General features: G+C 64.3%; 8 protein-coding genes. 1 reads left to right on the top strand and 7 read right to left on the bottom strand.

Features of this window, described 5'->3' with window-relative positions:
• The 3 genes from QMG28_RS04890 to QMG28_RS04880 form a co-directional block, all read right to left on the bottom strand.
• Positions 1-311 (bottom strand): Gfo/Idh/MocA family oxidoreductase (locus QMG28_RS04890; RefSeq protein ID WP_353545358.1); only part of this gene is annotated, 311 nt, incomplete at its 3' end.
• Positions 308-1,108, bottom strand: a complete 801-nt coding sequence (locus QMG28_RS04885; protein ID WP_281841029.1) for a 2-keto-4-pentenoate hydratase — start codon at positions 1,106-1,108, stop codon at positions 308-310. The genes QMG28_RS04885 and QMG28_RS04890, both read right to left, overlap by 4 nt.
• An 11-nt stretch (positions 1,109-1,119) precedes the next feature.
• Complete coding sequence (locus QMG28_RS04880; RefSeq protein ID WP_281841028.1) at positions 1,120-2,598, bottom strand: 2-hydroxymuconic semialdehyde dehydrogenase; 1,479 nt, start codon at positions 2,596-2,598, stop codon at positions 1,120-1,122.
• A 170-nt stretch (positions 2,599-2,768) separates the two neighbouring features.
• Here QMG28_RS04880 and QMG28_RS04875 point away from each other — a divergent pair, with 170 nt between their 5' ends.
• Positions 2,769-3,509: a GntR family transcriptional regulator gene (locus tag QMG28_RS04875; protein WP_281841027.1), complete on the top strand. Its 741-nt coding sequence runs from the start codon at positions 2,769-2,771 to the stop codon at positions 3,507-3,509.
• Positions 3,510-3,713: 204 nt separating this feature from the next.
• On the opposite strand, the gene QMG28_RS04870 is transcribed toward QMG28_RS04875, so the two are convergent.
• The 4 genes from QMG28_RS04870 to QMG28_RS04855 all read right to left on the bottom strand — a co-directional run bounded on the left by QMG28_RS04870 (position 3,714) and on the right by QMG28_RS04855 (position 14,850).
• Positions 3,714-6,590 (bottom strand): hypothetical protein, encoded by a 2,877-nt coding sequence (locus QMG28_RS04870; protein WP_281841026.1) that lies wholly within the window; start codon positions 6,588-6,590, stop codon positions 3,714-3,716.
• Positions 6,591-6,700: 110 nt separating this feature from the next.
• Positions 6,701-10,336, bottom strand: coding sequence for a peptidoglycan-binding protein (locus QMG28_RS04865; RefSeq protein WP_281841025.1), 3,636 nt, complete (start codon positions 10,334-10,336; stop codon positions 6,701-6,703).
• 244 nt (positions 10,337-10,580) lie between these two features.
• On the bottom strand, positions 10,581-13,022 hold the full coding sequence (locus QMG28_RS04860) for a peptidoglycan-binding domain-containing protein (RefSeq protein ID WP_281841024.1): 2,442 nt from the start codon (positions 13,020-13,022) through the stop codon (positions 10,581-10,583).
• 322 nt (positions 13,023-13,344) lie between these two features.
• Positions 13,345-14,850 carry an aldehyde dehydrogenase family protein gene (locus QMG28_RS04855; protein WP_281841023.1) on the bottom strand — a complete coding sequence of 502 codons (1,506 nt, stop codon included), beginning with the start codon at positions 14,848-14,850 and terminating at the stop codon, positions 13,345-13,347.
• Positions 14,851-14,873 lie beyond the last annotated feature (23 nt).

Genomic DNA, 14,873 nt, shown 5'->3' with positions numbered 1-14,873 from the left:
ATCGCGGCCGGCGTCAGGTCGATCACCTGCTTGCCGTCGGCGATCAGCACCGGGTGATGCACCTCATGGGCATGGGCCGAGGTGGCATCCATCACGATGGCGATCTCGCCATAGCCCGGCATCGCGCGCAGCCCCTCCAGCCCCTCATGGGTCGTCGCCACGCCAAGCTCCCGCGCCCGCCGCAGCCCGTCGCTGTCAGGGTCGATCCCCACCAGCGCCGCCATTTCCAGCTCGTCAGACCCCTTCAGGATCTTCATCATCAGATCCGTGCCGATATTCCCCGAACCGATGATCGCTACCTTCTTCTTCATTGCGCCTTTTCCTCTTTTTCGAAACGGGCGGTCACCTCGCCCAGCCCGGCGATGGCGACGCGGAACGCATCGCCCGGCCGCGCCGGCACCATCGGCCCGAGCGCGCCCGACAGGATCACGTCGCCCGCCATCAAGGGCCGGCCCACCTGCACCATCCGCCGCGCCAGCCACAGCGCCGCGATCAGCGGGTTGCCCATACAGGCCGCGCCTGCGCCGAAGCTGACCGGCTCGCCGGTGCGCTCCATCACCATGCCGCAGAGCCGCGGCTCGAAATCGGCCAGCGGCACCGGGCGCGAGCCCAGCACGTAAAGCCCGGAGGACGCGTTGTCGGCGATGGTGTCGAGCAGGCCGATCTTCCAGTCGCGAATGCGGCTGTCGACGATCTCGATCGCCGGCAGGGCGTAGGCGATCGCCCCGATCAGCTCGGCGGCGGTCGCGTCCTCGTCCGGCAGATCGCGGTTGAGGACGAAGGCCAGCTCGGCCTCGACCTTGGGCTGGATCAGCCGGCCGGCCGGGATCGTCTCGCCATCGGCATATTCCATATCGGCGAAGAGCATGCCGTAATCGGGCTGGTCCACGCCCATCTGCGCCTGGACCGCCGCAGAGGTCAGCCCGATCTTGCGCCCGACAAGCCGACGCCCCGCGGCCAGACCGGCTTTGGTGATCTCGTCCTGCACGGCATAGGCGGTGTTCACATCCGCACCCGCACCCAGCCCGGCGGCAACCGGCGCAATCGCCTTATTCTGTTCCGCTGCCGCCAAAAGGGCTTCTGCGGTGTTCCGGATAACCTCGTCCACGGCCCGTCCCCTTACAGCTTGACGCAGATGTTCGCGCGCTCGGTGTAGAATTCGAGCGAGTGCTCGCCCCCTTCCCGCCCGATGCCGGATTTCTTCGACCCGCCGAACGCGGTGCGCAGATCGCGCAGGAACCACGAATTGACCCAGACAAGGCCAACCTCGATCTGCGGCGCCACGCGGTGGGCGCGCGAGATGTCCTGCGTCCAGAGCGCGCAGGCGAGGCCGTAATCGTTATCGTTGGCGAGCGCGATCACCTCGTCTTCGGTATCGAAAGGCTGCACATGGCAGCAGGGGCCGAAAATCTCTTCGCGCACGATGCGGCTGGTTTCGGGCAGGCCGCTCCAGATCGTCGGCTGAACGAAAAATCCGCGGTCGCGGTCGTCGCCAAGCTCCGGCACGCCGCCGCCGGTGACCACGGTCGCGCCCTCTTCGGCGGCCAGGCGATAATAGCTGAGCACCTTCTCGCGATGCTCTTCCGAGATCAGCGGGCCAATCCCCACGCCGGGATGATCGGGGCCGCCCAACACCAGCCCTTCCGCGCTTTGCTTCAGCCGGGCGACGAACTCATCATAGACCGGGCGCTGGACATAGACCCGCTCGGTGCCGAGGCAGACCTGCCCGCAATTGGAAAACACCGATTGCATCGTGCCCGCGACGGCCTTGTCGAGATCGGCATCGTCGAAGACGATGGCCGCGTTCTTGCCGCCCAGCTCAAAGGAGATGTCGCGCAAGCCCACCGCGGCCTGCTTCATGATCGCCTCGCCGGTCTGGGTCTCGCCGGTGAAGGTGATGCCGTCGACCAGCGGATGCTGGGTCAGGAACTCGCCCGCGGAATCCGGGCCGAAGCCGTGGATCACGTTATAGACGCCCTTGGGAATGCCCACCGCGTTCATCACCTCGCCCAGCAGCGTCGCGCTCGCGGGCGTGATCTCGGAGGGTTTGACGACGACGGTATTGCCGCAGGCCAGCGCCGGGCCGACCTTCCACGTCATCAGCAGAAGCGGCAGGTTCCACGGGCTGATCACGGCGATCACGCCCTTGGGCCGGTAGGTGCCGTAGTTGATCGCCTTGCCGCCGTCCGGCGTTGCGGTCTCGAAGAATTCGGACCCGAGATTCTTGATCATGTCGGCAAAAGTGGCGAAGTTGGCGCCGCCACGGGGAATATCGACGAGCCGCGCCAGGCTTTTCGGCTTGCCGGTATCGGCCACCTCAGCCTCAAGGAAATCGTCGAAGCGCGCGTTGATCTCGCGCGACAGGTCCTGAAGCAGCCCGGCCCGCTCGGCCACCGTCAGCTTGCCCCACGGGCCTTTCAGCGCCGCCTTTGCCGCGCGGACGGCATGATCGACATCCTCGCGCCCGGCCTCGTGCACCCGCGCCATAACCTCGCCCGTCACCGGCGAAATCTTCTCGAACATCCGGCCCGAACGCGCCGGAACATAAGCCCCGTCAATGAAAAGACTGTGTTCGATCACGGCCTTCGGCTGCAACATCCCCGAGCTCCTCCCGTCTGCGCTTACTTCGCAATTTGGTATTTTCCGAACATCGTTTTGTCAAACTATAAAACGTTTTTTTGTAACGAACACCGTTTTCCCATCTCAAGTCGTTGATTTGCCGGGGCCGGCAGCATAGGTTCGCCGAGACCAGACAGCGGACCTCCAGGATGGACAGCGAGAATCAGAGCACTTCAAAACCGACGGCGATCGAGACCGTTCAGGCCGAGCTGAAACGCCGCATCCTGTGCTTCGACCTCGCACCGGGAGAGCGGCTGCACGTCGACAATCTGAGGCGTGAATTCGATGTGTCGACGGCGACCATGCGCGAAGCCCTGTCGCGCCTGCTGACCGACAACCTCGTTGTGTCGGAGCGGCAGCGCGGCTTTTTCGTGCGGGGGCTCAGCCTTGAGGATTTCCGCAGCCTGAGCGAAGCCCGCAAGATCGCCGAAGTCGGTGCGGTACGTGGCTCACTGGCCAATCGCGACGACCAGTGGGAGGCCGAACTGTTTGCCGCCTACCACCTGCTGAAACTGGTGGAAGACCGGATGCTGTCGGACAACGACATGCAACTGGTCAACGAGTGGCATAAGAGAAACTCGCGCTTTCACGATTGCCTGGCCCGCAATTGCCACAACAACTGGCTGATCGACTTCCGGCGTCAGTTGCACGAACATTCGATCCGATATCTGCGGCTGGCGCTGCGCAACAACCGCAAGCACCGCGACGTGCGCAAGGAACATGCCGCGATTTTTGAAAGCGCGATCAACGGCGACGTCGAGGCCTGCGTGAGATTGGTGGAACAGCATATCGAATGCTCTGTCGCCGATGTGGAAGCCTACCTGCCCAAGTCCCTGAATGATTTTGCGCTGGCCGACGCCTCGTCGCGCGAGGAGACACCGTCGGAATAGACCGGGGCGGTGCGCAGCGACCGGCACCCGAGGTCATGACCATTCTGACCACAGAACCCGTTCGCGCCATCTCGGCCGGGGCCCCGACGGGATATGACCCTCAGCAGCGCACCGAGATCGCCGACGACTTCGTTATTCCCGCAGACCGATATCGTCCGGCATGGCACGCCAAACCCCTCGGATCACACAAACGCAGCCGCCCGGCTATTGTTGGAGGAACGCGGCGAGGCGCGGGAGCGGTGTTGCCGGCAGGGTCGCCGAATAGGGCCGCAGCTCGACAAACCGCGAGGCGCCCCGCCCTAACGCCGCGACCTCCGGGGCCGAACATCCCTGCGCCAGAACCCTGCGCATATCGGAAAGCGCCGGGCCCGAGGTCATGAACAGCTGGACCGCCGCGGCATGATCCTCCGGCGACGTGCAATTGCTCGTCTGATTGCCGAAGAAATCCACTTCGCAGCCCGGCTGGTTGAACAGGGTGTTGGCCATGAGAAGAACGGCGCGCTGTGCTTCCGAACGACTTTGGACCTCGCCGCGCAACACACGCTCGGTCGCGTCGGTGGCGCCGCGCAGCACATAGGACGACATGGCCGCATCGCCGATCTGGATGGTCATCGGACAGCTGTCGCGCAACTGCTTGAGAAGGGTGGCAATATAGGCGAGGTTCTCAAGCCCCTGAAACTCGACATCATCCCAGGTTTCGCGCGTGAAGCCATAGATCACATCCGGACGGAGATAGCCCGCGGGATTATAGGCGGCCTGTTTCGCCGCCACGGCCGCGTTGAGTGCGTCTCGCGCTGGCGATGGCGTCTGGCGCGGAAATGTGGTCGCAAGCAGGTCGTTTGCGGCGGCCAAACCCGCCTCCGAAAGTGGCAGCGCATCGAGGTAAGCCAGGAGCCCGGGCAGTGACGCTGCGACCAGTGTCTCGACCGTGGCCTCCATAATATCGACATGCGCATCATAGGCCGCTCTGGTCGCCGCGGCCGATTGTGGCCGCGCAAAGCGCATCAGGGTGGTCTCGATATCACGGATTTGTTCAATTTCGCCAAAGTGCCGATAGTCGGCACCGGACAGGCCCTCAAGCCGCGCGGCGAACTCGGGGAGGTAGCTGTTCCAAAGCAGGAGCCCGCGCGCTTCGGCAAAGCTGCGAAACCCGCTGGCCACCGCCTGCGCGGCTTCGGGGGCCTGATGCTCTTCGAACTGCAGGGCGCTTCGCTCTGCATCCTGCTCGGCCTGAAGCAGTCCGTCCAGCGTGGCGGGATGAGCATCGAGGGCCGCAAGCTCGCTCTCCGCGATCCGCAGCGCCAGGGCTTTGCGGGCTTCGGTCATGTCATGCAAATGGGCATCGACGGAGGATTGGCGCAGATAGCGCAGCCGGCCTTCGGCATTCGCCGTGGCGACGACGAGCTGGTCAATCGCCGCGAGCGATCCGAATTCTGCGGGCATTGCGCGGACCTCGTCAAGCTGAAGGCCCCGGCCCCGCTCCGCATCCGCGCCCATGACCCGGATCAGATCGTAGTGATACCACCCGTCGCTCGACCCGCCCTCACGGGTTGTCGAAAGCGGCGCCACGGTCCAGTCGGGGATGCTTGTCAGGAGGGTCTGGTGCGCGATCTGCGCGCTGGCGCCGAGCGCCACGCGGCACTCGGACGTCATCCGACGGAACCGGCCAACGTCGGGCGCATCCCAATGCGCCAGCGGTTTTCCGAAGAGCGCGACGATGCTGTCATCGTCGAGGATCAGCGGGTTGAAGGGTATCCGGCCGATCCGGTCCTCGGACCCTGTCGCCAGCCATTCCGCCAGTGAAACGCACCCGTCGAGGTCGATCCGGCTTTGGAACAAGAGCCCCTCCGCGTTCAGAGTCAGGGGCGGCGGCACCTGTTTGAGCGCACGAAACCCGGTGCAATCCGCCGACCCCTGAATCGTGCCCTGTATCTCTGCCATCCCGCCGCTGGTTTCGCCACGCAGCCCGATGGCCTCGGGGGCCCCCAGGATCGAGCTTGGCTTGACGATCCATTCTTGCGGATCAAGCACAAACGCCCCGTCGCCGACGCGCCCCGACATGCTCACGAGCGCCGGCTCGACCCCACCGAACAGGCCCGGGCCGGTTTCAAGCGTCACCTCCGCCCCGGTCTGGGTCACGTTCAGGAACCGGTCACCGCGCCCGCAGGACAGGACGCCGATCCAGCTTTGACCGGTCTCGTCGGGCTCAGCCACGGGAGCCGGGCCAGAGCCGCCGGGGCCGGCCAGAACGGCATCGGGGCTGATGACGGCAAGGCGGAGCAAATCCTCAAGCTTTGTGAAATCGTCTGCATGGGCCATGAGAAAGGCATAGATCCACTGGCTGCTCGCGGCCGGATCGGGATCCTGATCGAGCGGGGTCGGGATCAGCTTGCCGCGCCCCTGGGCCGCCGCCATCACCTCGGCATGGCGCGGATTGTCGGACCGGCTGAACAAGCGCCGGCATTCCGCCAGCTTCCTGACCTCCACCCAATGCTCCGCCCGCCACCGATAGATATCCGTGCCCAACACCGCCTGCATCCGGGCGTGATCGCCCAAAGCCGGATTGATATTCGGCCCACTCCGCGGGCCGTCCGACGGTGTGCCCGCCTCTGCCAGCCAACCAAAATACGCCTCGCAATCCGCGTCCGTCAGAATGCCGCGGGCGTTGGTGACGCCGGCCACCTTTGCCAGCAATCCCGGCTGCGCCGCGGCAGGCGGCAGGTCGACCCGCATCGCCACCACGGTTTCACATTCCTTCATCCCCTGCATCGTGCCGACCAGCAGGCCCGCCTCCAGATCGGCGCTGCCGGACAGGTTGAACTGAGGCTGACGGCTCGGCGCACGGCGCGACAGCCAGCTTGAAAACGCCAGCGATACAGCGTCGGGGCCAATCGCTCCGTCCATCATCTGCGGCGCGAACTGGCCAGACATCCGGACCTTGCCGTCATCCATGACCGTCAGCCGAAATGGAACGCGGGCCCGCTCGCAGCCGCCAAGCCCGAGCCACACCTCGACCGGATCGCCCTCGGCCAAAGCCGGCGTGGCGAAGAACGCCATCAGGAAAATGAGAACCGTCTTCATCTTGATCACCTCTTCGCCGGCCCGGTGGCAACGGGGCAGCCCTGCCGATACGCCCCCGGCTTTATCCACAGGAGAGCGCCCCGATTGCCGCGCGGATTGCCCCGCCGACACTATAATTTCAGTTCAAATTCCGGCGGCTCGTTCTCAGCCGCTCTCTGGCGGTCTGCGGCAATGGCTGCGAGGCTTGCCGGATTGGAAACAGCCTGCCGGAATTCGAGGATTCGACCGTCGTCGCCATAGGCAAGGGTCACTGCCATGAATTCGTAGTCCGGACAGTCTCCGCGCCCTTCGAAAAGCCACGGCATAGACAAGGGGCTCGCAAATGCCGGAATCGCCGGATCGCCTTTCTCGTCCACCCAGGTTGCCCGATTGTCAAAGGATTTCAGAATATCAGTCTCCCGCGCCTCGCGGTCCATGTCCAGCATGGTGCCGCTGGTCGCGACGCTCGCGGCGAACGAGCGTTTGCAGGCGCTCGCGTTTGCGTCAACGGTTTGGCCGGGCTGAATCGGTGGCTCCAACCAGAGTGCAATCGTGGCGGGCAGGTCGCCGTCCGGCAGGGTCTCGGACAGGATTTGCGGATATGTCTGCAACATATTGTCCCGCAACTGCGGCCAGGACGGCCCCGAACCCGGTGCGAAAATCATGGTCCGCGACATCGCGGTGACCTGATGAGCGAGGGCGGGCGGTTCATGGTAGATTGCCACCATTTCGCGGCGCGAGGGCGCCTCAAGCAGAACGCCGTTATGGAAGGAATCCCAATCCATGATGGGGCGTACATTGGCGTCCACGGCCGCGCTCTGGCGGGCGTCAGTCGTGGCGAAATACCTGCGTTCGGCGCCGATCTGGTCCGAGATCGAAGCAAGAGCGGTTTCGAAATCGTCGCCCAGCCGCATGCCGAGAATGGCGAGGCTCCCCACCAGATCGCCTGCGATGCCCGGATCAGGGCTTTCGGTCGAGGCGACAGGTGCCTCGGCTTTCGCCTCATAGACGTGGCGTAGGCGAACCGCTTGTTCATTAAACACGATCTCGCCGGTTCCGCTATCGAACAGCAGGATTTCGACGGGCTCATACCTTACGGTCATCTGCCTGTTCAGGTCGGTGCCGATGCCGGAGTCGACATTCGAGACACGGACCGCGATCAGCGCGTCGAACTCGGGGAAACCGGGATTGCCTTGCTGGAAGGTCCGGGCCGCGTCCTGATCTTCGGGGATGAAGATCTGCATATCGTCGCCTGCCGCGATCAACTGGACCTGCAAGGCTCCATCGGCCTCCGGTGCGTCCGCGCTGAGCGCGGGCGAAAGGCTGCCAACCCGCCAACCCTGTTTCTCGAAATCATAAGGGTCGAGAACGATCCGGGCCTTCATCCAAAGCGGATCGCCGGTCGCGTTGCGCGTTGCTGCGGCGCTGGTCAGTTGCTGCGCCGCTTCCATCCTGGCAAAGGAATCCGAACCCGCGAACCGGCTGTTGGCCAGTTGCTGCACGAAAACCTGAGCCGGATCCACGCCGGCCAGCCGCGCACCCGTCCAGATCAGGTCGGATTTCCAGGCCAGTTCGATCCGCAGCGCGTCGGATACCTCCGCACGCGAAAAGCTGACGCTCGCGATTTCCGGTGCGTTTTGCCAGGCCACTTTGGGCGAGCTGCGCCTTACCACCAATCGGTCAGGATGCCCGGCGAGAAGCAGGACCTCCCGGCCATCGGGCGCGCTGGCCACGTTTTCGGCCGTGACTTTGAATTCGACGTTCGAGAATGGCCAACCGTCATCCTGCTTGGCGTAGTCTGGCAACATGTCGGTCACCGAATATGCGCTCAGAGGCTGCGGCAACACGATCACGGCGGTCTGAAAGCGCGCTGTCGTTCCCCCGACCAGCGGCAGGGATACCTCGACCATGTTTTCGACCGGAACGTTCAGCGCTTGCGACAATTGCACCAGATCGCGGCCCGACCCCGTCTTGACGAAATCGGCAAGGTTGCGGTCGCCCGTCGTCAGCGCTTCGCTGTAGGCGCCGCGGAATGCAAAGGTCAGCCCGGTGAAGGTGTCGAACAACGAACCACTGTCGATCGCGCCCGCCGGCTCTGCCACGGCGCGGGCAGCGATGATGTCGATCTCATCAGTATTCTCCAGCCACCAGGCACGGTCGAAGTCGGCCAGCCTGCGTGCCTCGGGTGTATCGTTGACGTCGCGCATCTGGTCGGAGGAGAAAATGTGCAGCACCCGCGTCAGATCGGGGCCGGGGCGCACTTCAAGCGGACCCGTCGGGGTCACCTGGAAGACGAATTTGGGGCGGCCATTGCGGTCATTCGCAATCCTGCCGGTCACAGTCGCCGGAATGGCAAGCGCAAAGCGCGACCCTCGGAGTTCATCGACAACCTGTTCCGCCGTTGACGGATCGACCGGGTATCCCTCGGGGTGGAAATCGGTCTGGATCGGGAGTTGGGTTTTGTGGCCGCGAAGCGAGCCCACGTTGTTCGGTTCACCCGCGAAGCAATATTTGATGTCGTCCTGATCGAAGGGAAACATCTGGCGCTCAAAGTCGTAAGCGTCCGTTCCAATTCCGCAGATGAGGGTCAGCGGCAGAGGCGTGTCGATCGCGTCGGCAATCATGGCCGCTCGCGCGGTGTCACGCATCGCGGCCTCTATGCGCTGCCGCTCGAACTCGTTGATGTCGCTGCGTGACAAATCCGCGTTGAACCTGACATCGGTCGCGTTTTTCACCCGCTCGCGGTCCATCTGGATCTGGAGGACTTGCGGGATCGGCACGCCGGCTGTCTCGAAGATCTGGTGCACCTGCTCCGGGGTAAGGGGCTGCTGGTCCAGGAAGACCGGTTCCAGCTCGGTTCCCAGCACCTGCGACGAGATGGTTCGAGCCAGAAGATCGCGCTGCCGCTGCTGCTCTTCCGACTCCGGTCGAATGCCGGACCCCGATCCGGTATAGGTAATCAGGAGCGTCTCGCCCTGATCCACAGCGCGATTGCCGGCGACCTCTGTGGCCTCGGCTGCCGTCGCACCGCCTTCGACCCCGGTCGACGCGACGGGAGGCGTCCCCCCGATGACCGCCGCGATCTGAGCCAGATTCTGCGCGCGCACTCCCATCGACGAGGCGAGGCATGGTGCATCGCCCCCACAATCGTCGCGTTGCGCAAGCCATGCACGCTGCTCGTTCAGCAGCCGTTCCCGGCCATCGCGGCCGGCACCTTCATAGGCGGAGGTGAAGTTGCGCGCGATTGCCTGGTCCAGCTCGGCAAGGTCGGACGACCCGCATATCGCCCGTTCACTCGGGGTGGTCGCCTTGCCGCAATCGAAGCTCGGCTGGCCCGATAGAGGCTGGGCGGGTTGGCTTGCCGTTGGTTCGGGTTGGCTCGCCGATCCCGCAGCGGCGTAGCGCAGGTCGGCAAGCAGGTCCGGACCCGGCACGCCGGTGACGGGCAGGCCGTAGTCGCGCTCGAATGCCAGAATTGCGTTGCGCGTGCGCTGCCCCATCATCCCGTCGATGGGGCCGGGATCATAGCCCATGTCGGTCAGCAGGGCCTGCACTTCCCGCACCGTTTGCCGGGCTACGGCGGGCGCATTTCCCGAACGATTCGGGTTCGGTTGACCCGTGTCGTTCTCAAGCTGCCCCTGGATCGCCCGGTTGATATCATTGATGACCCGCATCCCCTGCCTCAGATCGCCAAGGCTTTGTGCAACACCAGACGCAGGATACAAAGCGACCGCCACCGATACGACGGCAAGAAATTCTTTAAACATGCTACCCCCCCGGATATGAATACTCGTCTTTTGAATACCTTGCAGGCTAGCATAGGATCTTCGCCGGTCAAACCTGACCATTTTCGCACCCGGCCTGCGTGGGCCGCCCGGAGTGAACCGGCACCCGGTTTCGGATCCAGCCGGATTCGGAGGTGATCTGAGCCAGCCCTCGCTGGAAAGGCTGGTGCCGGGCTGGCATGACACGACGAGCCGGGTCAGGCCCCATCCCGCCCCGCCGCTGCGGCTATGGCGATGCGCCCAAGGGCCAGATCACGATCTTGTCGGGGTCAATGTGATGCCGTGGCGGCAGATCGTCCGGGGTCGGGCCGACGGAAATCCTTGTCTCATACCCATTCGCGACCACGATGAGTCCGAAAATTTCGTCCCATTTGGCGGCCGCACCAGGCGGCAAACGCACGACCAGGCGGTCGGTCGGATCGCCGAACCCGGTTGTGGCGATGTTGCGGTAGAGATGCTCCACAACTGGCGTCAGGAACACACCGGAATCGACGATGATCGTATCCGGTTCCCCATCGGCCGCGGCGCTCAGGGCGAAAACCAGCGCATCCAGCGCGCAGACAAGCACAGTATCTGCGCCCGGTCCGGGGTCGACCGCGGCGTGTCCGGTGAAAACATGCACCATGTCGTCTCCGGCTCCGGTCGCAATCTCGCTGCCCGTGAGAATGCCATTGACCGGATCGTCATCGACCGACCGCAGAACCACGGTGTCGTCGCCATCGCCATAGGTCAGGAAAAGCGCCGAGAGGCTGTGTTCCGGCGCTTCTTCGACAGGAGCCGACACCGTCTGGAGCATCCGGGCGTGATCGCAGGTTTGCATCGGCGCAGCCCCCGGCGGCGGTCCGCCCGAAAGCCGGTGCGCCGCCGCCCAGCTCGCCGGGTCCACCGGCAGGGCAGGGGCGGGCAGGATCGGCACGCTGCGCGCGGCCATGTCGTCGAGATACAGCCGCACAGGAAGCGCCCCGATCCGCACGGCGGCGCGCAGACGGCTCTCGTCCTGCAGGTTCGAAAGGAGAAGCGTGATCCGCAGCGGACCATAGGTAATGACGTTGTCGAGTCCCAGGTTCTGCACGTCGATCTCGAGCGCATAATCACCGGCGGGCAGGATCAGCCGGTCGAACTCCGGCTGAAACTCCATCAGGATGAGCTGGCGGGTGAACCCTGCCGGTATGTCGCGCAGCACATCGGGGCCGATGACCAGCGTATCGGCATCCTGATCTCCATTTCCGAGCCCGACTGTCCCGCCCACATCCTCCATCGAGCACAGTACGACCAGATCAGCGCCCGGCCCGGCCATGATGTAGCTGTCGGCAGACATATCGTACAACCAGATCTGGTCGTCGCCGCCACCGGCGACGAGAAAGTGCTGATCGCCGTCGCCGCGCAGAAGGATGGCATCGTCACTGTCGCGCCATGTCGAATAACGGCTCCCGTAAGAGGCCGTGGTGATATTGTCCTCTGCCGGGTCCAGCCCGGTGTAACCCGCCAGCGTTTCGCAGGTGCCCTCGGCGCTGGCGCGCGCGGGGTCGTCGGGGCGAATTGCAACGCCTGTCTCGGTCTCGCCTGGTTCCGGCACGCCGCCGGCCTCCAGCCCCGCCAGTTGCGCCGCGCTCAGGCCGAACATCTCCTCGGCTCCACCTGCCAGCAGGGTTTGTGTCAGCGCCTGATCGGCGCCGACATCCTCCGTCGTGGCCGTCTCGACGATGAAGCCCTCCAGCGGGCTGGGGGCATCTGGGCTGGAATAGAGGAACCGGAACTCGATCGGCCCCGCCCGCACCACCGCGGTGAAGCCATCGTCGATGATCTGCGGCGTCACCGGCTCGGGCGAGCGCAGGATGATCCGGTCGGTTCGCGCGTCGAATCCCGGAATGAGGATCTGCGCCCCGTCGATTTTATGGACGCTTTCCAGCCATTGCACCTGGTTATGGCCCATCGCCGACGCCGCGGCGAAGGCGGCGGCGTGGATGACGATCGTATCCGGCATCGAGTCGAATACCGGCATACCTTCGGCCGGGGCCACCATGTTCAACGCTTTGGAAAGCGAACAGATATGGATCGTATCGCCACCGCCATCGGCGGAGATGGCCGCCCCAAGCCCGGGATTGAAGACGAAGATCGTGTCATCGCCATCGCGCGCGGAAACGCCATTCTGGCTTTCGTCCGCGATCAGAATGTTGTCGGCCTCGTTGGTGTAGAACAGCTGCGCAGTGGTGCCGACTTCGTCTCCAAGAAGGCCGGAATTGATGTCGGCCTGACTCAGTTCGAAATCCATGCGGGAGGCGGGGGGCGTCAGTGTCAGCCCGGCCAGCAGGGCGGCACAACTCTCGCCCCCGGCGGGATTTGCCCCGGCAGAACCGGCACCGACCGTGTCCGCCGCAGCAGTGGTCATGCGCTGAAGTGTTCCGGTCCGCCCCTGCCATTCCTGGGCTACGAGCGAGAACACCTCGTCGGTTACCATGCCAAGCGGGGGCAGGCCCTGATCCGCCTCGAACGCCCCGATTGCCGCGGCGAGATCACGGTCGGCAATGCCGTCGACCACACCGGACTCGTAGCCTAGATCGGCGAGCCAGGCCTGCAGGTTCCCGATCTGCTCAGGCGTGTACTGAACCGCCTGTATGCGGAGCAGGTGAGCTTCGGTCGATCCGCGATCGGGAGTGCTCTGAGCCAACCCGGGTGAACCAGAGAGGGCAAAAGCAATACCAAACGCGGAAACGAAAAAAACGGAATGGAAAATCCGAGTGGGCGTCGAAAACACCTGCGCCTCCCGTGTCAGCATTCGAATGCGTCTGTCGGAACCTTAGGATGTCTGGGCTGTTTGGATCAAGGCGCATGGATCAGTGCCGCTCTGGCTAACACCGCTCACTTGCCGGGCGCGGCGCCACCGACACTTTGCCGGCAATCGGGCGCGGTCGGAGCCGGGAGGCTCGCCCGTGGAACTTCCCTGGCGTCCAGCCGGGGCGGCGCTGGCTCTGCGACGCCCCGGCCGATGCTTACAAGGCGACGGCGACGGATTTTACCTCGGTATACATATCCATCGCCGGCTTGCCCATTTCACGGCCCCAGCCCGACTGCTTGTAGCCGCCCCAGGGCATGTTCGCGTCGCTCTGGTTGTGGGTGTTGACCCAGATGATCCCGGCGCGGATTCGCGCGGCCAGCTTGTGGGCCCGGCTGATATCGGAGGTCCAGATACTGGCGGCAAGGCCGTAGTTGGTGTTGTTCGCCTCGCGCGCGAGCTCGTCGATATTTTCCGTCGTCATCTTCATCGCGCTGATGACAGGCCCGAAGATTTCCTCCTGGTAGACCGACATCTGAGGCGTGACATCCCGCAGCAAGGTCGGGCGCACGAAGTATCCGGCCATTCCGGCGTCGCCGCCCGCCACCAGACTGGCGCCCTCGTCGATCCCGGATTGCAGAAGGCCGGTGACGCGGTTGTATTGCTTCTCCGAAATGATCGGGCCGAGATTGGTCGACTCGTCGAGGCCATGACCCAGCTTGAGGCCCTCGGAATACTTCGCGACGCCCTCGATCACACGATCGTAGACATCCTCGTGAATGTAGAGACGCGAGCCGGCGGTGCAGGCCTGGCCACTGTTCAGGAACACGGATTCGGCAACCTGCGGAATGGCGGCGTCAATATCCGCATCGGGAAAGACGAAGACCGGGCTCTTGCCACCGAGTTCAAGGCTCACGCGCTTGAGGTTGCCGGCGGAGGCACGGACGATGGCCTTGCCGGTCGCCGTCGAGCCGGTGAACCCGATCTTGTCGACGCCGTCATGTTCGACCAGCGCCGCGCCGACCTTGCCGTCGCCAGTGAGGATGTTGACGACACCATCCGGAATCCCCGCTTCACGGCAGATCTCGGCGAAGCGGATCGCCGAAAGCGGTGTATCCTCGGCCGGCTTGACGATGACGGTGCAGCCCGCCGCAAGTGCCGGGGCCAGTTTCCACGACAGCATCAGGAAGGGCACGTTCCACGGCAGGATCTGGGCGACCACGCCCACGGGTTCGCGGACCGTGTAGACATGCCATTCGCCATCCATGTTGACCGGCATGGTCGTGCCGTCGACTTTGTTGGCCCAGCCGGCAAAATAGCGGAAATGATCCGCCGCGAGGCTGATGTAGAAATTCTTGACGACAAAATAGGGCGAGCCCTCGTCGAGCACGTCGAGTTCGGCCAGCTCCTGGGCATATTTGTCGGTCAGCTCGGCAAGGCGCCAGATGATCTTCATCCGCTCGTTCGGCTTCATCTTCCGCCAGGGGCCATCGTCAAAAGCCTTGCGGGCCGCCGAAACGGCCAGATCGACATCTTTCCCGGTGGCGTCCGCAACGTTCGAGATCACCTTGCCGGTCGCGGGGTCGATCACGTCGCGGCGCCCGCCCTCGGCGGCGTCGACGCTGTCACCGCCGATAAAGAGCTTGTGCTTCGCTTGCAGGAAAGCGCGGGTCTCGGCGCTGACGGCTTCGAGCGGGTTTTCGTTCGAGAACGGCTTGTTCATAGTACATCTCCGCAGGGTGAGGT

Origin of the sequence: Sinisalibacter aestuarii, from assembly GCF_027923545.1 — a bacterium.
In the GTDB taxonomy this organism is placed as follows: domain Bacteria; phylum Pseudomonadota; class Alphaproteobacteria; order Rhodobacterales; family Rhodobacteraceae; genus Sinisalibacter; species Sinisalibacter aestuarii.
Note: the sequence above shows the minus strand (reverse complement) of the source record. Positions and strands in the feature narration are given on the sequence as shown.

Excerpts from the sequence above, each read along its gene's own strand:
- QMG28_RS04880 (WP_281841028.1), bottom strand. The coding sequence starts at position 2,598 with ATGTTGCAGCCGAAGGCCGTGATCGAACACAGTCTTTTCATTGACGGG.
- QMG28_RS04875 (WP_281841027.1), top strand. The coding sequence starts at position 2,769 with ATGGACAGCGAGAATCAGAGCACTTCAAAACCGACGGCGATCGAGACC.
- QMG28_RS04870 (WP_281841026.1), bottom strand. The coding sequence starts at position 6,590 with ATGAAGACGGTTCTCATTTTCCTGATGGCGTTCTTCGCCACGCCGGCT.
- QMG28_RS04865 (WP_281841025.1), bottom strand. The coding sequence starts at position 10,336 with ATGTTTAAAGAATTTCTTGCCGTCGTATCGGTGGCGGTCGCTTTGTAT.
- QMG28_RS04855 (WP_281841023.1), bottom strand. The coding sequence starts at position 14,850 with ATGAACAAGCCGTTCTCGAACGAAAACCCGCTCGAAGCCGTCAGCGCC.